The organism is Acidovorax sp., from assembly GCF_021287135.1.
In the GTDB taxonomy this organism is placed as follows: Bacteria; Pseudomonadota; Gammaproteobacteria; order Burkholderiales; family Burkholderiaceae_C; genus Acidovorax.
Map to the genome: position 1 here is coordinate 1 of NZ_JAJTBB010000079.1, position 23,929 is coordinate 23,929.

Consider the following 23,929-nt stretch of genomic DNA (forward strand, 5'->3'; position numbering starts at 1 on the left):
CGGCGAAGGTGCCCTTGTCGGACCAGCGCAGCGCCAGCCCGAACCGCATCTCCGTGGTGCTGGCCGAGCAGGCCGGCGCGGCCCATGGCGACGGCCCCGACACGCGCACCGGCTACCGCGCCGAGCTGCTGGTGCTCGGCACGTGGCCGCCCGCGGCGGCTGCGGGCGGCGCGGTCTCGCCCGCGCTGGAAGCCGCGCTCAAGGTCAACGCCGCGCAGGCCGCCGGCGGCGCGGGCACGGCCGGCGGGGCCTCCGCGCTCACGTTGTCGGCCGCGCTGCTCGGGGCCCTGCTGGGCGGGCTGATCCTGAACCTGATGCCCTGCGTGTTTCCGGTGCTGGCCATCAAGGTCGTGGGCTTCACCCGGCACGCGCAGGACCGCCGCGCCCACCGCCTGAGCGGCATGGCCTATACGGCCGGCGTGGTGCTGTCCTTCCTGCTGCTGGGCGCGCTCATGCTGGGCCTGCGCGCGGCGGGCGAGGCCATCGGCTGGGGGTTCCAGCTGCAGTCGCCTGCGGTGGTGGCGTCGCTGGCCGCGCTGTTCACGCTGATCGGGCTGAACCTGGCGGGCGTGTTCGAGTTCGGGCGCTTCCTGCCATCCTCCGTGGCCAGCCTGCAGGCCCGCCACCCGGTGGCCGACAGCTTCCTCACGGGCGTGCTGGCGGTGGCCGTGGCGTCGCCCTGCACCGCGCCGTTCATGGGCGCGTCCGTGGGCCTGACGGCCACGCTGCCCGCCGCGCAGGCGCTGGCCGTGTTCGCCATGCTGGGCCTGGGGCTGGCGCTGCCCTACCTGGCAGCGAGCCTGGTCCCCGCGGTGGCGCGCGCCCTGCCGCGCCCGGGCGCGTGGATGGACACCTTCCGCAAGTTCATGGCCTTCCCCATGTTTGCCACCGTGGTGTGGCTGGTGTGGGTGCTGGGCCAGCAAAGCGGCATCGACGGCGCAGGGGCACTGCTGATCCTGCTGGTGGGCCTGGGCTGGCTGGCCTGGGCGCTGTCGCTGGCCGGCCGCGCACGGCTGTGGATGGGCAGTGTGGCCGTGGCGGCGCTGGCCCTGCTGGCCTGGGCCTTTGCACCCCACATCACCCGCGTCGCGGCGGAACCGGCGGCTGCAACCGCATCCACGGCGTCCGCCGCCGGCTGGCAACCCTGGAGCCCGGGCGCTGCCGAGCAGATCGTGGCCGGTGGGCGCCCGGTGTTCGTGGACTTCACCGCCGCCTGGTGCGTGACCTGCCAGTACAACAAGAAAACCACGCTGGCGAACGCCGAGGTGCTGGCCGACCTGCAGGCCCGGAACGTTGCCCTGCTGCGCGCCGACTGGACGCGCCGCGACCCCGCGATCACCGCCGCGCTGGCCTCGCTGGGGCGCAACGGCGTGCCGGTGTACGTGTTCTACCGCCCCGGCAAGCCCCCGGTGGTGCTGACCGAGGTGCTGAGCGTGGACGAGGTGCGCAGCACCCTCGCCCAGCTGTAGGAACCTGTTCTCAGAACGTGTTCTGAAGCGCCGACCTCAACGCGCCACGCAGTTCACGCGCAGGGCGCGCGGCGCCTGGAAGAACATCGTGTTGCCCTTGCCGCGGATGTAGGTGCCGCCGTCGCCATAGCCGAAGCCCGAGGCCACGCGCTCGGGCTGCAGCGCCACGGTGCGGCCATTCATTTCCAGCAGGGCCGGGCCCTCGGGGGTGGCCGGCCAATGCACCACCAGCATGGGGCCGCGGTCGCAGGCGTAGGTGGTCACGCGCTGCACCTGGGGCGCATCGGGCGCGCGGGGCGGGGTGCAGGCGCTGAGCACGGCCGCCGACAGGGCGGCGGCGGCCAGGGCCGGCAGGCGGCGGGCCAGGAAAGGGGTGTTCTTCTGCATGGGATCTCCTCGAATCGGGGGTGGGCGCGGCCGTGGCGGCCGGTGGCGGCACGCTGCGGGTCCCTCGGCACGGCCCGCGCCGTGGCCGGTATTCTGACGCACGCACACCGCCTTTGCGGCGGCGGCATCCTGGTGTCTGCGGGGAACAACGCTCTGTTCTCGCTGCGCCGGCCGCCCGGCGCGCCATGCTGCCGGCACCGGAAATGCTATCAAAAAAGTAGCTTCTTGCGCTTGATACACAAGCGCCAGAGGCCTTTTTGATGCAAATTTCCGCAGGGCCCGCCGGTCAAGCGGCTGCCGCCGGCGCCCCCAGGCGCCGCGACAGGTGGCCGGCAGCGTCGCGCAGCTGCTGCGCGGCGGGGCTGCGCGGGCCGGCCTGCAGCGTGGCGCTGGGGCCGATCACGGCCAGGCACAGCACCAGCTGCCCGAACCCGTCGAACACCGGCGTGGCCAGCGCGCTGATGCCGGGCAGCAGCTGGTCCGTCACCTGCGCCACCTGGTGGGTGCGCACGGTCTCCAGCTCGGCGGCGAACGCGGGTTCGTCCAGCGCGCCCGCGAAGCCTTCGGCCGCCAGCGCGGCAGCGGCGCGCTCGCGCGGGCCGAACGCCGCGAACACCTTGCCCGTGGCCGTGTGCCGCACCGAGGCCGTGGTGCCATGGCGCATGGCCACGTACACGGCCGTGGGGCCTTCCTCCACCCGGATGATGGTGGGGCCGTTGTCGCCCCAGACCGAGGCCGACACGGTGTAGCCGATGCGCTGCGCCAGCGCGGGCAGCTCGGCAATCGCCAGGCGCACCGGGTCCACCTGCTGCAGGCTGATCAGCCCCAGCTGCATGGCGAGAGGCCCCAGGCCGTAGTGGGCGCTCACGGCGTCCTGCTCGATCAGGCCCAGCTTGCCAAAGCTGACCAGGTAGGGGTGCGCCTTGGCGGCCGTCATGCCCGCGGCGCCGGCCAGGTCCTTGAGCGCCATGCGCCGGCCCGTGCGGGCCAGCACCTTCAGCAGCTGTCCGCCCACCTCCACGCTCTGGATGCCGCGCGGGCTGCGGGGGGCGTCTTCGTCGTCGGCGGAGGGCAGGTCAGGTGGCGTTGCGGTCATGCGCCGATTGTCCATGCGCGGAGGCGCGCCCGCGGGCTTCGGGTTTTCACTTAAACAAATGCATTAGACATGGATGAATTTCTTGCCTAACATCAAAGCATTCCGTTTAGATAAACGAATTCATCATTAACAAACACTGCCCATGAGCACCGTCAAAACCTTTGCCTCCGCCGCCGACCTCGAAGTGAAGAAGGTGAGCTTCGACAAGCTCTCCGACCACGCCTATGCCTACACGGCCGAGGGCGACCCCAACACCGGCATCATCATTGGCGACAACGCCGTGATGGTCATCGACACCCAGGCCACGCCCGTCATGGCGCAGGACGTGATCCGCCGCATCCGCGAAGTGACGGACAAGCCCATCCAATACGTGCTGCTGAGCCACTACCACGCGGTGCGCGTGCTGGGCGCCAGCGCCTACGGGGCCGAGCACATCATCGCCAGCGAGGACACGCGCGACCTGATCGTCGAGCGCGGGCAGTTCGACAAGGACAGCGAGATCGGCCGCTTCCCGCGCCTGTTCCAGAACGTGGAGAGCGTGCCGGACGGCCTGACCTGGCCCACGATGACCTTCAACCAGAAGATGACGCTGTGGCTGGGCAGCGTGGAAGTGCAGATCCTGCAGCTGGGCCGGGGCCACACCAAGGGCGACACGGTGGCTTGGCTGCCGCAGGAAAAGATCCTCTTCAGCGGCGACCTGGTGGAGTTCGACGCCACGCCGTATGCGGGCGACGCGTACTTCCAGGACTGGCCGCAGACCCTGGACAACATCGCGGCCCTGAAGCCCGAAAAGCTCGTGCCCGGCCGCGGCGCCGCGCTGCAGACGCCTGAGCAGGTGCAGGCCGGCCTGGCGGGCACACGTGCCTTCATCAGCGACCTGTATGCGAGCGTGAAGGAAGGCGCCGCGAAGGGCGAAGACCTGCGCAAGGTGTACGAAGCCACGTTTGCCAAGTTGCAGCCCAAGTACGGGCACTGGGTGATCTTCAACCACTGCATGCCGTTTGACGTGACCCGCGCGTACGACGAGGCCACCACGTTCCCGGACCCGCGCATCTGGACGGCCGAGCGCGACGTTGCCATGTGGAAAGCGCTGGAAGGCTAGGCAGAGAACAACCCCCTGAGGCGCTGCGCGCCTTCCCCCTTCTCTCGAACCGCTGCGCGATTCGGAAAGGGGGACGACGCCCTCGCTGCGGGGCGGCCCTTGCTTGGCGTCCCTCGCTCGGGGCGCGTCAGTTGCAACGGTCAGCTCTCGACAACAGGCAATCGATCAAACACGAAGGTCGTAGAACATGAACCCCAGAGACATTCCCGCCGAAGCCTTCCACGCCAGTGGCGCCGAGGTGCAGGCCATCGACTTCGGCTATGTGCGCTCGCCCGACCAGGACCGCGCCACGCCTGCGCAGCATCCCATCGTGGTCATCGGCGCGGGCCCCGTGGGCCTGTCGCTCGCCATCGACCTGGCGCAGCGCGGCCAGCCTGTGGTGGTGCTGGACAACGACCACAAGCTCTCCATCGGCTCGCGCGCCATCTGTTTTGCCAAGCGCACCCTCGAAATCTGGGACCGCCTGGGCGTGGGCCAGCCCATGGTGGACAAGGGCGTGTCGTGGAAGCTGGGCAAGGTGTTCCTGAAGGACGAACAGGTCTACGAATTCAACCTGCTGCCCGAGGAGGGCCACGAGCGCCCGGCCTTCATCAACCTGCAGCAGTACTACGCCGAGGCCTACCTGGTGGAGCGTGCGCTGCAGCTGCCCGGCATCGACATCCGCTGGCACAACAAGGTGACCGCCGTGCACAGCCGCACGGACGGCGCGCTGCTCACCATCGACACGCCCGACGGCACCTACCAGATCGACGCGCAGTGGCTGGTGGCCTGCGACGGCGCGCGCTCGCCCACGCGGCAGATGCTGGGGCTGGAGAGCAAGGGCCGCATCTTCCAGGACCGCTTTCTCATTGCCGATGTGAAGCTGGCGGATGAGGCCAACTTCCCCACCGAGCGCTGGTTCTGGTTTGACCCGCCCTTCCACCCCGGCCAGAGCGTGCTGCTGCACCGCCAGCCCGACAACGTGTGGCGCATCGACTTCCAGCTGGGCTGGGACGCCGACCCCGAGGAAGAAAAGAAGCCCGAGAACATCCTTCCGCGCGTGAAGGCGCTGCTGGGTGCGAATGCGCAGTTTGAATTGGACTGGGCCAGCGTCTACACCTTCGCCTGCCTGCGCATGGACCAGTTCGTGCACGGCCGCGTCATCTTTGCGGGCGACAGCGCCCACGGCGTCTCACCCTTTGGCGCCCGCGGCGCCAACAGCGGCGTGCAGGACGCCGAGAACCTGGCCTGGAAGCTAGACTGGGTGCTCAAGGGCCGCGCCGGCCCCGACCTGGTGGCTACCTATGGCCCCGAGCGCGAATACGCGGCCGACGAGAACCTGTGCAACTCCACCCGCGCCACCGACTTCATCACGCCCAAGAGCGAGGTGAGCCGCCTGTTCCGCGACGCCGCCCTGCACCTGGCGCGCGAGCACGCGTTTGCGCGGCGCATCGTCAACAGCGGGCGCCTGTCGGTGCCGGCCACGCTGCACGCTTCGCCGCTGAACACGCCGGACAGCGATGCGTTCGCGGGCACGCAAATGCCCGGCGCCGTGCTGCTGGACGCGCCGTTGACCCGGCAAGGCCGGCCCACCTGGCTGCTGCGCGAGCTGGGGCCGGACTTCACGCTGCTGGCCTTTGGCCCGGCCCCCGCCTGGGCGCACGGCCTGCCCCACGTGAAGCTGCTGCAGATCGGCGTCGACGTGGCCGACCCCGAGGCACTGGCGGCCCAGCGGCTGGACGCACAGCCGCACACCCTGTACCTGGTGCGGCCCGACCAGCACGTGTGCGCACGCTGGCGCACCCCCACCGAGGCCGCCGTGCGCAGCGCGCTGGCCCGGGCCACCGCCACAGCCCTCTGACCAGGAACACGCCCATGCTGAACACCCAACCGAACCTGCAGGCCTGCGACGACTTTTATGAAGCGCTGATCGCGGCGCACCAGGGCCTGTCCACGCCCGAAAGCCACGCCATGAACGCGCGGCTGGTACTGCTGCTGGCCAACCACATCGGCGAGCAGGCCACGCTGCAGCACGCGCTGCAACTGGCGCGCGGCGCAGCCGTGCCAGTGGCAGACCGGCGCACCCACCAGGCCATCACGCCGGTGGTGCCCAGCCACGCCGTAGCGGCCTGATCACCGCCTTTTTTCCACCCCAGGCTTCAGCGCCGCGCAGACGGTGCGGGGCCCGGCTTTGCCCACGCTTTTTTTAACAACACCGGAGACACCACCATGCAGCGCAAACACTTTCTGGCCACCCTCGCGGGCCTGGCCCTCGCCACCGCCGTTCCGCTGGCACACGCCCAGGATTCCAAGCCCCTCGAATGGGTGGTGGGCTACGCCGCCGGCGGCGGCTCGGACGTGGTGGCGCGCACGATTGCGGAGTCGATGTCCGCCTCGCTGGGCCGGCCCATCATCATCAACAACAAGCCCGGCGCGGGCACCAACATCGCCGCCGAGTACAGCGCGCGCAACAAGGACTACGGCAACCTGATGTTCTCGGCCGACTTCGCCACGCTGGCGGCCAACCCCACGCTGTTCAGCAAGCTCAGCTACAACGCCGAGAAGGACTTCCAGCCCGTGGGCCTGCTGGTGCGCTTTCCGATGTTTCTGGTGGTGTCCCACAGCGTACCGGCCAAGAACCTCAAGGAATTCATGGCCTGGGCCAAGGGCCAGCCCGACGGCGTGAACTGGGCCTCCGCCGGCCCGGGCAGCCCGCACCACCTGGTGGGCGAACTCTTCCGCGAGCAAAGCGGGCTCAAGCTGACGCACGTGCCCTACCGCGGCGCGGCCCCGGCCATCCAGGACGTGATCGGCGGCCAGGTGCCCGCCATGTGGATCGACAGTGCCACCGTGTACCCCTTCCTTGCGGGCAACAAGGTGCGCGCCATCGGCGTGGCCAGCCCGCAGCGGGTGGCCACCATGCCGGATGTGCCCACGATTTCCGAACAGGGCCTGCAAGGGTTTGAAGGCTTTGCGTGGCAGGGCCTGGTGGTGCCCACGGGTGCGCCGGCCGATGTGGTGGCGAACTTCAGCAAGGCGCTGCAGACCGCGCTGGCCGACACGCGCACCAAGGCCCGCCTGCAGGCCCTGGGCGTGGAGCCCATGCCCGGCACCTCCGCCCAGATGGGCAGCTTTGCCCGCGCCGAGCGCGAAAAGTGGGGCCGCGTCATCACCAAGGTGGGCGTGAAGCTGGACTGAAGCGGGCGCGCACGCGCCGGTCAACGTTTGTCCGGAAGCGGTGGTGTCGATGGGGACGCCCCCGCGCCCGAGCTGCGCAGCGACAGGAAGATGGACCCGGCGATCAGCGTGGCTGTGACCAGCAACGCGTAGCCGATCGGAATCTTGTAGAAGTCGATGAGCAGCATCTTGCCGCCGATGAACACCAGCACCAGCGCCAGGCCATAGGCCAGCAGGTGAAAACGGTTGGCCAGGTCGGCCAGCAGGAAGTACAGCGCCCGCAGTCCCAGGATGGCAAAGATGTTGGCCGTAAGCACGATGAACGGGTCGCTGGTGATGGCAAAGATCGCCGGGATGCTGTCCACCGCAAAGATGATGTCCGTGGTGCCGATGAGTACCAGCACCACGAACAGGGGCGTGAAGTGCTTGGCACCATTGACCATGGTCGAGAGCTTCTCGCCATCGAAGCGGTCGGTGATGCGGATGCGCTGCTTCAGGAACTTGAGCACCGGGTTGGTGGCAATGTCCGGCTCCTGCCCCGCGGCGAACCACATCTTGATGCCGGTGACCACCAGGAAGGCGCCGAACACGTACAGCAGCCAATGGAAGGTGGCCAGCAGCCAGGCGCCCGCCAGGATCAGCAGCGTGCGCAGCACGATGGCACCGATGATGCCGATGATGAGCGCGCGCTTCTGGTATTGCGGCGGCACGGCAAAGTAGCTGAAGAGCATCAGGAACACGAAGATGTTGTCCACCGACAGGCTCTTTTCCACCAGGTAGCCGGTGATGAACTGCATGGACACCGTGTTGGCCACCTCGCGGCCCTGGCTGCCGTCCAGGTACCACCACAGGATGGCCACGAACACGAAGGCCAGCGAAAACCACAGCAGACTCCAGCGCACGGCCTCTTTCATGGTGACCTTGTGGGCGCCCTGGCGCTCCATCACCAGCAGGTCGATGGCAATGGCCACGACCACAAAGACGGCGAATCCCGTCCACATCCACCAGGTGCCTATGGTTTCCATCGTGCAGCGCCTCCACAGCAAGTCATTCAACGAAGGCCCGACTGTAGAAGTGCGTCAAGTTCCTTAAAACCTGCAATATCGGTACGATGACTTCGGTTTTTACGAACCTTTAACCCAGCATCGCACCATGAGCCAAAGCTTCAACTACCGGCATCTGTTCTATTTCTGGGTGGTGGCCAAGGAAGGCGGCATCGCCCGGGCCGCCGAACGCCTGGACATGGCGGTGCAGACCATCAGCGCCCAGGTGCGAGAGCTGGAGAAGTCGCTGGGCGTTGCCCTGCTGCGCAACGAGGGGCGCAGCCTGGTGCTCACGGACGCGGGCGTGGCCGCGCTGCACGAGGCGGACCACATCTTTGCGCTGGGCGAGCAATTGCCGCACCGCGTGCGCGAGGCTGCCAGCGGCCAGACGGTGCGGCTGAACCTGGGCATCTCGGACGGCATCGCCAAGCTGGCGGTGCACCGCCTGCTGACCCCGGTGCTGGACGAGCCGCACCTGCGGCTGCTATGCCATGAAGGAGAGTTTCAGCCGCTGCTGGCCGAATTGGCGCTGCACAAGCTGGACGCCGTGCTGGCCGACAGCCCCGCGCCGCCGAACCCGGCGCTCAAGACCACCAGCCAGCTGCTGGGCACCAGCCCCGTGGCCTGGTACGCGCCGCCGGAGTGGGCCGAGGCGGCGGCGCACGCATTTCCGCGCAGCCTGGCAGTGGTGCCGGTGCTGCTGCCCACCGGGCATGCGGCCATGCGTGCGCGCATCGACCACTGGCTGGAACGCGAGCGCATCCGCCCGCGGGTTGCGGGCGAATTTGAAGACAGCGCGCTGCTGAGCACCTTTGCGGCCACCGGCATGGGCGTCATGCCCGCGCCGGTGTCCCTGGGCGGGCACCTGGGCCGCACGCACGGCCTGGTTCAGGTGGGTACCAGCCCTGACGTGCAGGAGCAGTTCCACCTGATCTACAACGCCCGCAAGGTGATGCACCCGCTGCTCACCCGGCTGCTGGCCGCAGGCCAGGGCGGGACGCTACTGAATCAGTAGCGCGCTCGACGGGCCACTGGACCGCCGGGCCCGCCGCGTCACTGGGCCGCGCCCGACTGCCGCTGCAGGTACTGGTCCAGCACAGCGCGCGCAGCGCCGGTCGGGTCGAGCACCTCGCCGGTGCGGGCCGACCGGATGCCGGCGGCCGTAATGGCGGCAGTGCGGTCCGTGATGGAGATCACCGCCTGGTACAGGCCATCGTCGCCGGCGCGCTCGTTGGTGTACACGCACAGCGGCTCGCCCGGCTGGGCAAAGTAGATCACGCCCGAATCGGTAGGCCGGTTGGGTGCGCGCAGGAACTGCGTGTACAGGATCGTGGGCAGCGGGTCCTGCACCGCGCCGTTGATGTAGTACGGCTGCTGCCAGTCATCGTTGGACACCACCAGGTTGTAGGCCAGCGAGCGCACCTGGAGCGTGGGGTTGCGGCCGTTGCCCACCGATTCGGCCAGCACGTACAGGATCTTGGTGCCCCGGTACAGCGGACCGTCGGTCCCGACCACCGTGCAGGCCACGCCTTGCAGGCTGGACGCCGAGTGCACGGCCGCCGTGCTGATGTTCAGCAGATCGGCGTGGGCCATGCCCGCCGCCAGAACCATCCCCATCGAAATTGCAATCTTTTTCATATCCCTCTTCTCCATTGGCTGATGAGGCAGGCATGCTCCAAGGCGTAGACCTCCAGGCCATGCCGCCGCAGCCAGTCTACCCCCGCTTCCCCGCAAAGGCGCCCGCCAGCGCAGGCGTAGCGGAGCGTCTACCATGCAGCCGGTCTCTCCTGGTCAACCACTTTACTTTTTATTGCACCGCACCCCCATGGCCGCACCGTCCCCCACCTCGTTATGGAGCCCCTTGCGCCAGCCGGCCTTCCGGGGGCTGTGGCTCTGCGGCGGGGTGTTCTTCATCGGCAACGGCATGCAGTCCATGGCGGCGGCCTGGCTGATGGTGGAACTGTCGGGCTCGTCCTTTCTGGCGGCCCTGGTGCAGACGGCCGTGTTCATGCCGATGTTCCTGCTGGCGCTGCCTGCGGGGGTGCTGGCGGACACCACCGACCGGCGGCGCCTGATTTCCGGCGCCTTGCTGGCCCAGGCGGGGGCCTGCGCGCTGCTGACGCTGCTGGTGCTGCTGGGTTGGGGCGGGCCTGCATCGGTGCTGCTGCTGGTGTTCGTGTGCGGCTGCTGCACGGCCGTGCTCACGCCGGCGTGGAACTCCTCGGTCATCGACCCGGTGCCGCGCGACGAATGGCCCCAGGCCATCACGGCCGTGAGCATTGCCTACAACGCGGCGCGGGCCGTGGGGCCGACGCTGGCTGGGCTGGTCTTTGCCCAGTTGGGGGCCGGCTGGGTGTTTGCCGTCACAGTGGCCACCACGCTGGTGATGTGGGACGCCATCCGCCGCTGGCCGCCCCGGGCGCACCCGCCGTCCAAGCTGCCGGCCGAACGCCTATGGGGCGGCACGCTCAGCGGGCTGCGCTTTGCCTGGCATTCGCGCCTGATCCTTGCGCAGCTGGTGCGGGTGATGGCCTTCAGCGCAGCCGGATCGGCCCTGTGGGCGCTGCTGCCGGTGATCGCGCAGCGGCAACTGGGCACAGGCGCGCAAGGGTTTGGCCTGCTGATGGGCTGCCTGGGCACGGGCGCCGTGGGGGTGGGGCTGATCCTGGGCCGCCTGCGGGCGCGCTTCGGCCTGGAAAAAATCGTGGGCATGGCCGGGGTGGTGTTTGCCGCGGCCATGCTGGTGGCGGCGCTCACCCATGTGGCGGGCGTGGTCTATGGGGTCATGCTGTTTGCGGGCGCGGCGTGGATGTCCGCAATGTCCACCTTCAACACCGCCACGCAGGCCAGTGCGCCGCAATGGGTGCGCTCGCGCGCCGTCGCGATGCACATGGTGGCGGCCCTGGGGGCGTTCGCGCTGGGCTCGGCCTTCTGGGGTGCGGCGTCCGACATCCTGGGCCTCGCACCCACGCTGATCGCAGCGGCGGCGCTCATGGGCGCAGGCCTGCTGCTGGCACGGCCCATGCCCCTGCGCATGGGTGCGCTGCACGAGGTGACCCAGGCCACACCGTGGGACGAGCTGTTCATCGAGGCCGAGCCCTTGCCCGAGGCCGGCCCGGTCGCTGTGGAAGTGGGCTACCGCATCGCCCCCGGCACGGACGCCGCCTTCCTGGACACCATCAGCCGCATGAAGGCCCCGCGCCGGCGCGACGGCGCCACCTTCTGGCGCGTGTACAAGGACCTGGGCGAGCCGTCGCGCTATGTGGAGCGCTTCATCGTGGAGTCCTGGGCCGACTACCTGCACCAGCGGGCCCGCGCCACCATGGCCGACCAGGCGCTGGAGACCGAGGTGCGGGCCTTCCTCGCGCCCGGCGAAGTGGCGCGCATGTCGCACTACATTGCCGAGCGATAGCCCCCCCTGAGCCGCATCGCGTGCGCCCGGAAGGCGGGCGCCCCCTGCGGCTTGGCAAAGTCCGTATTCGGCGGGCGCACTGTCTTGACGCGGGTCAAATTTTCACCGCCAGATCAGGTGCAGAGGCCGGGGGCCGGCCTGCGACAATCGCGGGATGACCTTCGCGCCCCTCTCCAACGACACCTTCCTGCGCGCCTGCCGCCGCCAGGCCACCGACTACACACCCTTGTGGCTCATGCGCCAGGCGGGCCGCTACCTGCCCGAGTACAAGGCCACGCGCGCCCAGGCGGGCAGCTTCATGGGCCTGGCCACCAACGTGGACTACGCCACCGAGGTCACGCTGCAGCCGCTGGAGCGCTTCCCGCTGGATGCCGCCATCCTGTTCAGCGACATCCTCACGGTGCCGGACGCCATGGGCCTGGGCCTGTCGTTCGCCGAGGGCGAAGGCCCGCGCTTTGCCAAAGCGGTGCGGGACGAGGCCGCCGTGGCCGCGCTGGCCGTGCCCGACCTGGACAAGCTGCGCTACGTGTTCGACGCCGTCACCAGCATCCGCAAGGCCCTGAATGGGCGCGTGCCGCTGATCGGCTTCTCGGGCAGCCCCTGGACGCTGGCCTGCTACATGGTCGAGGGCAAGGGCAGCGACGACTACCGCCTCGTCAAGACGCTGATGTACAGCCGCCCCGACCTGATGCACCGCATCCTGGCCGTGAACGCCGACGCCGTGGCCGCGTACCTCAACGCCCAGATCGACGCGGGCGCCCAGGCGGTGATGATTTTCGACAGCTGGGGCGGCGTGTTGGCCGACGGCTGTTTCCAGGAGTTCAGCCTGGCCTATACCCAGCGGGTGCTTGCGCAACTGAAGCGCACGGGCGCGGACGGCCAGGACGTGCCGCGCATCGTCTTCACCAAGGGCGGCGGGATCTGGCTCGACGACATGAAGGCCATCGACTGCGAAGTGCTGGGCCTGGACTGGACGGCCAACCTCGGCAAGGCGCGCGCCATCGTCGGCGGCCGGGCCGGCGGCCCCGGCAAGGCGCTGCAGGGCAACATCGACCCCAATGTGCTGTTCGCCCCGCCCGCGCAGATCGTGACCCAGGTGCACGCCGTGCTCGACAGCTTCGGCACGCCGCACACCGACAAGTCCACCACCGGCCCCACGCACATCTTCAACCTGGGCCACGGCATCAGCCAGTTCACGCCGCCCGAGCATGTGGCGGCGCTGGTCGAGGCCGTGCACAGCCACTCCCGCGCGCTGCGCGCGAAGGCCGCCTGAGCGGCGCGGCCGTCGGCCCAGGGCGCAGGCCGCCATGCCGGCAGACACGATCCACAGCGCTTCGGCCGTGCAGGCGCCCGCACCGGCCCTGTCCGGCTGCGTGCGCGCCTACATCTGGCGCGACCTGGCGGCGCTGCCCGCCGGTACGCCGCGCGACACCCGCGTGCCGGCCAGCCCCTATCCCGGCCTCCTGTGGCTCGTGCGCGGGGCCGTGCTCCTGCACGAATGCGCCGGGCAGCCCGCCGACCAGTGGCTGCCCCGCACCGCCCTCTCGGGGGCACACCGGCATGCCTACCATTCCACCTCCGAGCCCGGCGGCGACTTCTTTTGCCTGGCCTTCCAGCCCGGCGCGCTCGCCCTGCTGACCGGGCGCGACCTGCAGCCGCTGACCGACCGCGTGGAGGACGCGCACGACTGGCTGCCCGCCGGCCCTGAGCGCGCGCCCTGGCAGGCCTGGCTGCACGCCATGCACGGGGCACCCGACCACGGGGCCCGCGTGGCACTGTGCGAAGCCTTCCTGGCGCCGCGCTGGGCCGCCGCCGCGCACGAGCACGCGCCCTGGCTTCGCGTGCACGCCGCCCGCTGGGAACGCCCCGCCCGCCAGGCCCTGGCCCAGGCGCTGGGCTGGACGCCCCGCCACCTGCAGCGGCGCGTGCACCAGCTCACCGGCCTGCGCCCCGGCGAGGTGGAGCGCATGCTGCGCGCCGAAACCGCCCTGCTGGCCATGCGCGACGCCAACGCCAGCGCCCTTGACGCCGCCCTGCACCACGGCTACGCGGACCAGGCCCATTTCAGCCGTGAAACGCGGGCGCTGTACGAGCGCCCGCCCGCCGCGCTCAAGGTGCACACCCTGCTGCCTGCCACCGACGCCGACTGGATGCTGCGGCGCGGCTGAGCGTCCGCTACCGGGCGATCACCCGCGGCCGCCGGATCTTGGCCTGCAACTGCAGGATGCCGTAGAGCAGCGCCTCGGCCGTGGGCGGACAGCCGGGCACATAGACGTCCACCGGCACGATGCGGTCGCAGCCGCGCACCACCGAGTAGCTGTAGTGGTAGTAGCCCCCGCCGTTGGCGCACGACCCCATGGAGATCACATACCGCGGCTCGGGCATCTGGTCGTAGACCTTGCGGATGGCGGGCGCCATCTTGTTGGTCAGCGTGCCCGCCACGATCATCAGGTCGCTGTGCCGGGGGCTGGAGCGGGGAATGATGCCGAAGCGGTCCAGGTCGTACCGTGCCATCGCGGCGTGCATCATCTCCACGGCGCAGCAGGCCAGCCCGAAGGTCATGAACCACAGGCTGTCGGTGCGCGCCGCCTGCACCACGTCGTCCAGCCGGGCCAGCATGAACCCGTCGCGCTCCAGGGACGGCACCAGCGCGGGAGAGGGAGAAGGAGAAGGAGAGGTGTCTTGAGAACTTGCCATGGCCGGCGTCTTGGGCAGAGGGCGCTGGCATGTCTTGAAGCAAAGCGACATGGCCGGGGCGCGGCAGGCTCACCCCGGAAGTGCGCCGCAGGCCCTGCGACAATGCAGCGGGCGGGCCGTTACCGTGCAGCCGCCCGCACTACTTATGCACAAAACTGGAGCATGGACCCCACTTCGATCAAAAAAGCCCACTTGCCGTAAGAAGACGTTACAAAGAACCTAAGTGCTTGATTTGCAAGGAAATTAAAACCCTGCCGTTTTGACAGGCAAGCCACTCGGAGCACGGATTTTCAAGCACTTGCGAGCCAAACCCCATGGATATCAACAAAGTTATCCACAGAAATTCTGGATTTCTCCGATTTGCCCTTCCAAATCAAGCACTTGCAGCACAAACCTAACAATTGGATGAACACGCGGCCCCTCGGCTAGCACAAAAACCGGCCTCCACAGGCTCTTGACGCGACCCTGTTGTCTGACTTATGCACACCAGACATCGTGCACTGCAGCATGCGCCAGCGCCTCCGGCCTAGCACAAAAAAAAGCTTGCAAAACCGTCAGAGGGTTGATTTATAACGATTTTTCAAGACTGCCGCATTTCCAGGCAATCTGTTCGGGCCCAGTCTTCATGCGGCTTGCGCGGCGGTCGGGGCAGGATGTCAACAAAGTTATCCACAGAAATCCGGGATTACCCATCCGCACCAGCCAAATCAAGCACTTGGCGATGACATCTCCACGCCACCTGCACAACCTGCTCCAACTGCCGTTCAGCCGCTTTCCCTGCCGTGTCCGCCCCTGCTTCGTTCCTTGTCCACGTCGCCTTGCACACGCCCGCGCACAGCGGCGTCGGGGACCTGCTCAGCTATGCCTGCGACCGGCCGCTGCCTGCCGGCACGCTGGTGCGCGTGCCCCTGGGCCGCCGCGACGTGCTGGGCGTGGTGTGGGACGCCGAGGACGCCCCGGGCGAGCTGCCGGAGGGCGCAACCCTGCGCGCCATTGCGGGCGTGCTGGACGGCGTGGCCCCGCTGGACCGGTCCTGGCGCCGCCTGGTGGCCTTTGCCGCCCGCTACTACCAGCGCGCCCTGGGCGAGGTGGCCCTGGCCGCGCTGCCGCCCCAGCTGCGCGACCTGCAACCCGAGCAGCTCGCCCGCCGCCTGCGGCGCCCGGCCAAGGCACTCGCCGCCGAAGGAGGCACGGACGCTATAAAAAACATAGCGCTTAGCGCAGAACAGGAAAGCGCCAGGGCCCGAATTGCCTCAGAACCTGGCCCCTTCCTGCTGTTTGGGAGCACCGGCAGCGGCAAGACGGAGGTGTACCTGCGCTGCGTGCAGGAGGCGCTGGAAGCCGACCCGGCCGCCCAGGCGTTGGTGATGGTGCCCGAGATCAACCTCACGCCCCAGCTGGAAGAGCGCTTCACCGCCCGCTTTGCGCCACGCTTCGGCAGCCAGGCCGTGGTGTCGCTGCACAGCGGCATGACGCCCCCGCAGCGCCTCAAGAGCTGGCTGGCGGCGCACAGCGGCGTCGCCCGCATCGTGCTGGGCACGCGCATGGCCGTGTTTGCCAGCCTGCCGGGGCTCCAGCTCATCGTGGTCGACGAGGAGCACGACCCCAGCTACAAGCAGCAGGAGGGGGCGCGCTACTCGGCCCGTGACCTGGCCGTCTGGCGCGGGCGCGAGCAGGGCGCCAAGGTGCTGCTGGGTTCGGCCACGCCCTCGCTGGAGAGCTGGCACGCCAGCCGCCCGCCCACGCCCGAAGATCCGGAGGGCGGGCGCTACCTGCGCCTGCACATGCCCAGCCGCATTGGCGCGGGCGCCCTGGCCCGCGTGCGCCGGGTGGACATGAACCAGCAGCCCCGCCGCACCGTGTTCAGTGCGCCGCTGCTGCAGGCCATTACCGAACGGGTGGCGCGCGGCGAGCAGAGCATGGTCCTGCTCAACCGCCGCGGCTACGCCCCGGTGCTGCACTGCACGGACTGCGGCTGGAAGAGCGACTGCCCGCACTGCAGCGCCCACCAGGTCTTCCACAAGACCGACCGCACCCTGCGCTGCCACCATTGCGGCTACACCGTGCGCGTGCCGCTGCACTGCCCCGCCTGCGGCAGCCCCGACATCCATTCCATGGGCCGGGGCACGGAACAGCTGGAGGAACAGCTGGCCGCCCTGCTGCGCAACGTGCAGCGCCCGGACGGAAATCCCGCCCGCATCGCCCGCATCGACGCCGACACCACCAAGGCCAAGGGCGCCCTGGAGGCCCAGCTGGCCCAGGTGCATTCGGGCGAAGTCGATGTCCTGGTGGGCACGCAGATGATCGCCAAGGGCCATGACTTCCGCCGCATCACCCTGGTGGCCGCCGTGCAGCCCGATGGCGCGCTGTTCAGCAGCGACTTCCGTGCGCCCGAGCGGCTGTTTGCGCTGCTGATGCAGGCGGCCGGGCGTGCCGGGCGCGACGCCGCCTACGTGGCCGCGCAAGGCACGCAAAGCGAGATGTGGGTGCAGACGTACCACCCGCAGCATGCCGTCTATGAGGCGCTGCGCAAGCACGACTACGAGGCGTTTGCGGCCCAGCAGCTGCGGGAGCGTGCCGAGGCGGCCATGCCCCCGTTTGCCTACCAGGCCCTGGTGCGGGCCGACGCCCGCACGCAGGAGGTGGCCCAGGGTTTTCTGTCCGCCGCCACCGCCGCGGCGCATGCGGCCGGCTTGCCCGGCCTGGACGTGGTGACGCTGTTCCCGCCCGTGCCGCTCACCGTCCAGCGCGTGGCCAATATGGAGCGGGCGCAGATGCTGATGGAAAGCCCCAGCCGCGCCGCGCTGCAGCGTTTTCTGGCCGCGTGGCAGCCCGTGCTGCAGGCCACCCGCGCCCAGCCCGCGCACAAGGGGCTGGTGCGGTGGCTGGTGGATGTGGATCCGTTGACGATCTGACCCGGGCGCAGGGCCCGTCCGGAGGGGAAATGCCCCACCGGGTGGCAGCCCGCGCCAGGGTGGCGACGGCGCCTTCCTCAGCCCGGTCAGCCCGGCATGTTCATGCCGTTGGCCTTGAGATAGCACATGTCATTGGGCTGCAGCACCAGCCCCACCGTGCACTCCGGCGTGAAGCCCGTGGGCGTCTCCAAAAGAAGGTCGGGCCGCGTGCTCACCTCAGTGATCCGCTGCGCGTGCGCCGTCTGGTTCTGCACGGTGTACACATGGGTGAACGGGGGGGAGAACAGCTCGGGGTTGTGCGGGATGATGGCGGCGCCGCCTGCAGCTTGGTCCAGCACGATTTCCACCGCGGGCGGGGGCGGGGCCGCGACGGCGTTGCGGTTCCACAGCGCGGTCGACAGGCTCGCACATGCCAGGAGGCCGGCGGCCCACACCTTCAGCGTGCGCCCGCCGTTCGAGCGCAGAGCATGGTAGGCCACCACGGCGAGCAGGCCGGCCATGCCGATCAGCGCCCATTCCGACGCCGTCGGCACGTTCGAGGCCGCCAGCGGGGCATAGGCCACGGTGCCCATGGACTGTGCGGCCGCGCCCTGCGCCACCAGAAGCCCCACCATCGCGGTGGCAGACCACCGTGCGCGACGCGACATCAATTGCTTCATTCGAGAATCCTCCGAGTAAAGCCGAAATTGTTACAAGGGATTGCAGACCGCAGCAAGCAAAGAATTGCCGCGGCAGCGACAGTGCAGGGCCGCCCCCAGCGCGCCCCGCTCACCCCGCCGCCCAGGACGCCCGAACCGTTCGCCCAAACCCTGGCCCGGGAAGGCTTTGCCGCGCCGGCCCGCGCCCGGCGGCTGAGGGCCAGCCTACGATGTCCCAGGGTCCGGCACGCCGTGCGGGAGCCTGTGGATCTCGATGGTGGAATGGACCACTTCTTCATGCACGCCCAGCCGCTGGCGCAGCAGGTCGGGGGTGATGCCCGTGTCGCGCGTGACCACCGTGAGGGCGCAGGCGTACAGGCCCTTGCCCACCCGCCAGACATGCAGGTCGGTGACCCGGGTCCACCCCGGCGCGTCCGGCTGCTCGATCACCTCGCGAATCTCCTCGACCACAGGATGGTCCATTTCCCGGTCCAGCAGCACCTTGGCCGTGTCCACCACCAGGCCCTTGGCCCACCAGCCCACCAGCACGGCGCCCACGATGCCCATCACGGGGTCCAGCCAGGACCAGCCGTAGGCCCAGCCCCCGGCCAGGGCCACGATGGCCAGCACCGAGGTGGCGGCGTCCGCCAGCACGTGGAGGTAGGCGGACTTGAGGTTGAGGTCCTCGCCGTGCCCGTGGCCATGGTCGTGCCCGTGGCCGTGCCCATGGCCGTGGTCATGGCCCGGGTGCTCTCCGTGGTGGTGCGCGTGCCCCAGGATCCAGGCGCACACCGCATTCACCAGCAGGCCCGCTACGGCCACCGCGATCGCCTGACGGTACTGGATGGGTTGCGGCGAAAGCAGCCGCTCGACCGAGCCCACCACCATCAGCACCGCCACCCCCAGCAGGAAAATGGCGCTCGCAAAGCCCGCGAGCACCTCGATCTTCCAGGTGCCAAAGGCAAAGCGGGGGTCGCTGGCGTAGCGGCGCGCGGCCGCATACGCGGCGGCCGACAGCCCGATGGCCACGGCGTGCGAACTCATGTGCCAGCCGTCGGCCATGAGCGCCATGGAGTTGAATCCCCACCCGGCGGCGATCTCGACGCCCATGGCCGCCAGGGTGATCCACATCACCACGCGGGTGCTGCGTTCGGCATGGTGCGTTCCGTGCTCGGAAGCAAAACGGTGGTCGTGCGCCCAGGGGGCGGCAAAGTCATCGGCGTGCATGGCGCCACTGTACGCCACGCCCCACGGCGCAGGCGACGGGCTGCGGCGCCGCCAGCGGTCAGGTCAGCAGCGCCACGGCGGCCGAGAAGCTGAGGAACGCCAGCGCCGTGGAGACCAGGATGATGCGCGCCACGCGCCCGTTGTTGGCACCGAACTTCTCGGCCAGCAGCGAGACGTTGCTGGCGCTGGGCAAGGCTGCCAGCAGCACCATCACGGTCAGCGCGAACGGCGCGAGCGGCACGCCCAGCGCGATGGCGGCCGTGCCGGCGGCCCACACCAGCAGCGGGTGCACCAGCAGCTTGGCCAGCGCCACGGGCACGTACAGGCGTGCGGGCACCTGCTCGTGCTGGTTCATCTGCGAGCGGGCCAGCACCGCGCCGATGGTGAACAGCGCCACCGGCGAGGCCGCGTCGGCCAGCATGGCGATGGTCTTGTCCACCGGGCCGGGCAGGCGCAACTGCAGCGCGGACGCCAGGGCGCCCAGCGCAATCGACCAGGGCATGGGATTGGTGGCCATGCCGCGGAAAGCGTTGCGCAGCGCCACGCCCACGCCGTGGGTGCCCGCGCCGTCCAGCCGGGACAGGGCGATGCACAGCGAGCTGGTGACGACCATGTCCACCACGATGGTGACGATGGCCGGGCCGGCGCTGTGCGCGCCCAGCAGCGCCACCAGCAGCGGCACGCCCATGAAGCCCGTGTTGGGGAAGGCTGCGACCAGGGCGCCAAAAGCGGCGTCGTTCCAGCCGATGTGCGCGTTGCGCGTCAGGGCCACCGTGCCGCCCACCATGGCCAGGGCGCACAGCAGGTACACGCCGGCCACGGCCGGGTCCAGCAGCTGGGCAATGGGCGTGCTGGCGCCAAAGCGGTACAGCATGCACGGCAGCGCGAAATAAAGCACGAAGGCGTTGAGCCCCGGGATGGCGGGCTGCGGCAGCACGCCGCGCCGCGCGGCCAGGTAGCCGCACAGCACGAGGGCAAAGAACGGAAAGGTGATGAGCAGGACGGACAGCACGGGCCTATTGTCCCGTGGCGGGCCGCCGCGCCGGGGCCCTGCGGCCCGCGGTGGTCAGCGCAAAGTCAGGCGGCTGCCGTCGCCAACGGCGGGTGCTGCGGGTACGGCGTGCGGCGGCGCTCACTGCTTGCGCTGCACGATCAGGTTGCGCTTGGCATCCTCGGGGTAGGCAAAGGTGATGGCGCCGTTCTTGACCTGGCCGATGACCAGCATGTTGCGTGTGATGGCGTCCTTGTCCTGCGGGCTGAACGGCTTGTCGTAGGTGGAGACCACGCCGTAGTAGGTCTTCATGCGGCCTTCCAGCGATTCCTTGATGGCGCGTCCCGTCAGGTTGCCGTCGCGCACCCCCAGGAAGGCGTACATCAGCAGGTAGGTGGCGTCGTAGGCGTTGGCCGCAGCCATGGGCACGGCGACCTTGCCGTGGTATTTGCGGGTGTAGCTCGACAGGAACGCGGCCCGGCGCTCGTTGCTGGGCTCGGCGATGAAGGTCTGCACCATGAGCGCGCCTTCCGCCGCGTCCTTGGCGCCGTCCAGGAAGAACGGGAACGACAGCGGCCATGCGCCCACCTGCGGCACCTTCCAGCCCAGGGCCTTGCGGCCGTTGGCGATGACGGCGTTCTCGGGGCCGACGGTGTAGCTGTAGACCACGTTGGCGCCGGCGGCCCGCGCAGCCGCCAGCTCGGCGGAGAGGTCCTTCACCCCCAGGTCGAAGCGCGCCACGTGCACCGGCTTGAGGTTCTTGGCCGCCAGCGCAGCCACCACGTCGTTGTAGCCGCCTTCGCCATAGCCGGTCTTGTCGGCAAAGAGGGCCACCTTGTCCCAGCCGCGCTTGAGGATGTCGTCCACCATGAAGGGCGCCTGCAGCGCGTCCCGGGCCTGCACGCGGAAGATGTAGCTCTCGGCCGCGGGATAGGTGCTGGTGAGGGCCGTGCCGGTGGCGCAAGGGATGATGAGCGGACTGCCGCTGCCCTGGAACAGGTCGATGGCCTTGAGCGCCACCCCCGTGTTGCAAAAACCGAGGGTGGCGACCACTTTCTCGGCCAGCAATTCCTGCGAGGCCTTGCGGCCCTGCTCCGGGCTGGCGCCGTCGTCCTTCACCACCAGTTCCAGGGGGCGGCCCAGGTAGCCGCCCACGGCATTGATCTCGTCCACTGCCAGCTTGATGCCATTGAGCATGGGCACGCCAAAGTCCGCCGACGCGCCGGTGAACGGCCCCACCACGCCGATGCGCACCGGCCCGGCACTGCTGGCCTGCGCCTGGGCTGGCGCCTGCAACGCGCAAGCGGCCAGCAGGGCGGAGGCCGCCGCGAGGCGGGACCAGAAACGGGTGCGGAAAGAGCAGGCAGCGGGCATGGTTCGGCCATCGTCGGGAAGACGGGGCCCGGATCGAGCCCCACGGCAGAAGTATCAGATTGTGACAACCGGCCCCGCCAGCGGGGTTACCCGCAGCGCAAAGGGCCGGCGCGGGCGGGGAGCCGTTCCAGCGCCCGGTATCATTGCGCGCTCTCCGCCCTGCCGCCTTCGGCCGGAGCGCCGGCCCCACGGCCTCGTCCTGCAGTTTCTTCCCGCTCCCACCGCTTCCCATGTCCGCCGGCCTCAACCTCGCCCAGCTTCAGGCTGTCCACTACACCGACGGCGCCTGCCTGGTGCTGGCCGGCGCGGGCTCGGGCAAGACACGGGTGATCACCATGAAGATCGCCCACATGATCGAAAAGGGCCTGGCGCCCAAGCGCATCGCGGCCATCACCTTCACCAACAAGGCGGCGGCGGAAATGCGCGAGCGGGCGCAGGGGCTCATCGGCAAGCGGGCCAAGGACGTGCTGGTGTGCACCTTCCACGCCCTGGGCGTGCGCATGGTGCGCGAGGACGGCCATGTGCTGGGCCTCAAGCCGCAGTTCAGCATCCTGGACGCCGACGACGTGACCGGCATCCTGAAGGACGCGGCCGGCGGCACCGTGGACATGGCCACCGCCCGCCAGTGGCAGTGGGTGATCAGCAAGTGGAAGAACATGGGCCTGAACGCCGAGCAGGCCCTGGCCCAGGCGGCGGACGACAACGAGCGCAGCATCGCCGTGCTGATGGCGCGCTACGAGGAGCGGCTGACGGCCTACCAGAGCGTGGACTTCGACGACCTGATCGGCATGCCGCTGCGGCTGCTGCGCGACTTCCCGGAAGTGCGCGCCAAGTGGCAGGCGTCGCTGGGCCATGTGCTGGTGGATGAGTACCAGGACACCAACGCCACGCAGTACGAGCTGCTCAAGCTGCTGGTGGGCGAAAACGGCCACTTCACCGCCGTGGGCGACGACGACCAGAGCATCTATGGCTGGCGCGGCGCCACGCTGGACAACCTCAAGAAGCTGCCGGTGGACTTCCCCCACCTCAAGGTCATCAAGCTGGAGCAGAACTACCGCTCCACCAGCGCCATCCTGCGCGCGGCCAACAACGTGATCGGCCCCAACCCCAAGCTGTTCCCCAAGACGCTGTTCAGCGAACTGGGCGAGGGCGAGCCCGTGCGCGTGGTGGACGCCGACAACGAGGAGCACGAGGCCGAGCGCGCCGTGGCGCGCATCCAGAGCCTGCGCGCGGCCAGCAACCCGCCGCCGGACTGGAAAAGCTTTGCCATCCTGTACCGCGCCAACCACCAGGCCAAGCCGTTTGAGAAAGCGCTGCGCAAGGCCAACATCCCCTACAAAGTCTCGGGCGGCACCAGCTTTTTTGACCGGGCGGAAATCAAGGACCTGTGCGCGTGGTTCCGTCTGTGGATCAACAACGACGACGATCCGGCGTTTTTGCGCTGCATCACGAGCCCCAAGCGCGGCATCGGCCACACCACGCTGGCGGCGCTGGGCGCGTTTGCCACGCAGCACAAGCAGAGCATGTTCGGCGCGCTGTTCAACGGCATGCTGCCCGCGGCGATTCCGAAGCGTGCCATGGACGGGCTGCATGAGTTTGGCCGCTACATCAACTACCTGGAGTACAGCGCGCGCCGCACGCACGGCGCCGAAGACGCCCGCGCCTTTCTGAACGAGTGGCTCAAGGAAATCGGCTACGAGCAACACCTGTACGACAACGAAGACAGCGAGAAGGTGGCCGCCGCCCGCTGGAGCAACGTGATGGAGTTCTGCGACTGGATGGCCCAGCGCGCGGGCGGGCAGATCGACGACACCGCCGGTGCGGTGGTAGCCAAGGAGACCAAGAGCCTGCTGGAGGTGTCGCAGACCATCGCGCTGCTCTCCACCATCAGCGAGCGCGAACAGGAGCAGGACATGGTCACCCTCTCCACCCTGCACGCCAGCAAGGGGCTGGAGTGGCCGCACGTGGTGCTGGTGGGCGTGACCGAAGGCATGCTGCCCTTCAAGCTGGACGACGACGAAGGCCGCCAGCAGAAGGTGACCGACGATGTGCTGCAGCGCCTGCAGGAAGAGCGCCGCCTGATGTACGTGGGTATCACCCGCGCCCAGCGCACCCTGGCCGTGAGCTGGACCAAGAAGCGCAAGAAGGGCCGCGAGATGGTGGCGGCCCAGCCCAGCCGCTTCATCGCCGAAATGGGCCTGGACAAGACCACGGCCCGCGAAGACCCGCGCGAAAAGCTCAAGGCCCTGCGCGCCGAATTTGCCGCCCGCAAGGCCCAGGCGGGCGCGCCCCAAGCCACCTTGTGAAGCCCGTGCCGTCCTCTGTAATGTTCTCTTTCTGGATTTGCCCGGCGCCAGCGGAGCGCATTTTTCGCGCACTGCCGGTCTTGTGCGCTTTTATTTTCATAGCGGCCAGCGCTTGT

General features: G+C 69.2%; 20 protein-coding genes. 11 read left to right on the plus strand and 9 right to left on the minus strand.

What is annotated here, in order from left to right:
* On the plus strand, positions 1-1,469 hold a 1,469-nt coding region (locus tag LWW96_RS18240; RefSeq protein ID WP_291489284.1), incomplete at its 5' end, for a thioredoxin family protein.
* 36 nt (positions 1,470-1,505) lie between these two features.
* Here LWW96_RS18240 and LWW96_RS18245 read toward each other — a convergent pair.
* Both LWW96_RS18245 and LWW96_RS18250 read right to left on the minus strand, forming a co-directional pair.
* Complete coding sequence (locus LWW96_RS18245; protein ID WP_291489285.1) at positions 1,506-1,856, minus strand: MliC family protein; 351 nt, start codon at positions 1,854-1,856, stop codon at positions 1,506-1,508.
* A 286-nt stretch (positions 1,857-2,142) separates the two neighbouring features.
* A complete protein-coding gene (locus LWW96_RS18250; RefSeq protein WP_291489286.1) occupies positions 2,143-2,952 on the minus strand; it encodes an IclR family transcriptional regulator in 810 nt (269 codons plus the stop codon).
* A gap of 142 nt (positions 2,953-3,094) precedes the next feature.
* Here LWW96_RS18250 and LWW96_RS18255 point away from each other — a divergent pair, with 142 nt between their 5' ends.
* The 4 genes from LWW96_RS18255 (at position 3,095) to LWW96_RS18270 (ending at position 7,231) form a co-directional block, all read left to right on the plus strand.
* On the plus strand, positions 3,095-4,054 hold the full coding sequence (locus tag LWW96_RS18255; RefSeq protein WP_291489287.1) for an MBL fold metallo-hydrolase: 960 nt from the start codon (positions 3,095-3,097) through the stop codon (positions 4,052-4,054).
* A 187-nt stretch (positions 4,055-4,241) separates the two neighbouring features.
* Positions 4,242-5,894 (plus strand): FAD-dependent oxidoreductase, encoded by a 1,653-nt coding sequence (locus LWW96_RS18260; RefSeq protein WP_291489288.1) that lies wholly within the window; start codon positions 4,242-4,244, stop codon positions 5,892-5,894.
* A gap of 14 nt (positions 5,895-5,908) precedes the next feature.
* Positions 5,909-6,166 carry a DUF2783 domain-containing protein gene (locus LWW96_RS18265; RefSeq protein ID WP_291489289.1) on the plus strand — a complete coding sequence of 86 codons (258 nt, stop codon included), beginning with the start codon at positions 5,909-5,911 and terminating at the stop codon, positions 6,164-6,166.
* A 96-nt stretch (positions 6,167-6,262) separates the two neighbouring features.
* Positions 6,263-7,231 (plus strand): tripartite tricarboxylate transporter substrate binding protein, encoded by a 969-nt coding sequence (locus LWW96_RS18270; RefSeq protein WP_291489290.1) that lies wholly within the window; start codon positions 6,263-6,265, stop codon positions 7,229-7,231.
* 20 nt (positions 7,232-7,251) lie between these two features.
* Here the strand turns inward: LWW96_RS18270 and LWW96_RS18275 are convergent, their stop codons facing one another.
* The gene (locus tag LWW96_RS18275) at positions 7,252-8,235 is read right to left on the minus strand and encodes a TerC family protein (protein ID WP_291489291.1); all 984 of its coding nucleotides are present in this window, start codon (positions 8,233-8,235) and stop codon (positions 7,252-7,254) included.
* Positions 8,236-8,362: 127 nt separating this feature from the next.
* Here LWW96_RS18275 and LWW96_RS18280 point away from each other — a divergent pair, with 127 nt between their 5' ends.
* A complete protein-coding gene (locus LWW96_RS18280) occupies positions 8,363-9,268 on the plus strand; it encodes a LysR substrate-binding domain-containing protein (RefSeq protein WP_291489292.1) in 906 nt (301 codons plus the stop codon).
* 38 nt (positions 9,269-9,306) lie between these two features.
* On the opposite strand, the gene LWW96_RS18285 is transcribed toward LWW96_RS18280, so the two are convergent.
* Complete coding sequence (locus LWW96_RS18285) at positions 9,307-9,891, minus strand: hypothetical protein (RefSeq protein ID WP_291489293.1); 585 nt, start codon at positions 9,889-9,891, stop codon at positions 9,307-9,309.
* Between the two features lie 187 nt (positions 9,892-10,078).
* On the opposite strand from LWW96_RS18285, the gene LWW96_RS18290 reads away from it, so the two are divergent.
* The 3 genes from LWW96_RS18290 to LWW96_RS18300 all read left to right on the plus strand — a co-directional run bounded on the left by LWW96_RS18290 (position 10,079) and on the right by LWW96_RS18300 (position 13,833).
* Positions 10,079-11,665 (plus strand): MFS transporter, encoded by a 1,587-nt coding sequence (locus tag LWW96_RS18290; RefSeq protein WP_291489294.1) that lies wholly within the window; start codon positions 10,079-10,081, stop codon positions 11,663-11,665.
* A gap of 154 nt (positions 11,666-11,819) precedes the next feature.
* Positions 11,820-12,938 carry a uroporphyrinogen decarboxylase gene (gene hemE / locus LWW96_RS18295; protein ID WP_291489295.1) on the plus strand — a complete coding sequence of 373 codons (1,119 nt, stop codon included), beginning with the start codon at positions 11,820-11,822 and terminating at the stop codon, positions 12,936-12,938.
* 34 nt (positions 12,939-12,972) lie between these two features.
* A complete protein-coding gene (locus tag LWW96_RS18300) occupies positions 12,973-13,833 on the plus strand; it encodes a helix-turn-helix transcriptional regulator (protein ID WP_291489296.1) in 861 nt (286 codons plus the stop codon).
* Positions 13,834-13,840: 7 nt separating this feature from the next.
* On the opposite strand, the gene LWW96_RS18305 is transcribed toward LWW96_RS18300, so the two are convergent.
* Positions 13,841-14,362, minus strand: coding sequence for an NADH-quinone oxidoreductase subunit B (locus LWW96_RS18305; protein ID WP_291489297.1), 522 nt, complete (start codon positions 14,360-14,362; stop codon positions 13,841-13,843).
* Positions 14,363-15,144: 782 nt separating this feature from the next.
* Between LWW96_RS18305 and priA the strand changes: the two genes are divergently transcribed.
* Positions 15,145-17,277: a primosomal protein N' gene (gene priA / locus LWW96_RS18310; RefSeq protein WP_291489298.1), complete on the plus strand. Its 2,133-nt coding sequence runs from the start codon at positions 15,145-15,147 to the stop codon at positions 17,275-17,277.
* A gap of 86 nt (positions 17,278-17,363) precedes the next feature.
* Here the strand turns inward: priA and LWW96_RS18315 are convergent, their stop codons facing one another.
* From LWW96_RS18315 to LWW96_RS18330, 4 genes are all read right to left on the minus strand, one after another.
* On the minus strand, positions 17,364-17,936 hold the full coding sequence (locus LWW96_RS18315; RefSeq protein WP_291489299.1) for a midcut-by-XrtH protein: 573 nt from the start codon (positions 17,934-17,936) through the stop codon (positions 17,364-17,366).
* Between the two features lie 204 nt (positions 17,937-18,140).
* Entirely contained in the window at positions 18,141-19,142 is a 1,002-nt protein-coding gene (dmeF, locus tag LWW96_RS18320) for a CDF family Co(II)/Ni(II) efflux transporter DmeF (protein ID WP_291489300.1), read from the minus strand.
* Between the two features lie 58 nt (positions 19,143-19,200).
* Positions 19,201-20,154 carry an AEC family transporter gene (locus LWW96_RS18325; protein WP_291489301.1) on the minus strand — a complete coding sequence of 318 codons (954 nt, stop codon included), beginning with the start codon at positions 20,152-20,154 and terminating at the stop codon, positions 19,201-19,203.
* 120 nt (positions 20,155-20,274) lie between these two features.
* Entirely contained in the window at positions 20,275-21,507 is a 1,233-nt protein-coding gene (locus tag LWW96_RS18330; protein ID WP_291489302.1) for an ABC transporter substrate-binding protein, read from the minus strand.
* 230 nt (positions 21,508-21,737) lie between these two features.
* On the opposite strand from LWW96_RS18330, the gene LWW96_RS18335 reads away from it, so the two are divergent.
* The gene (locus LWW96_RS18335; protein WP_291489303.1) at positions 21,738-23,813 is read left to right on the plus strand and encodes a UvrD-helicase domain-containing protein; all 2,076 of its coding nucleotides are present in this window, start codon (positions 21,738-21,740) and stop codon (positions 23,811-23,813) included.
* Positions 23,814-23,929 lie beyond the last annotated feature (116 nt).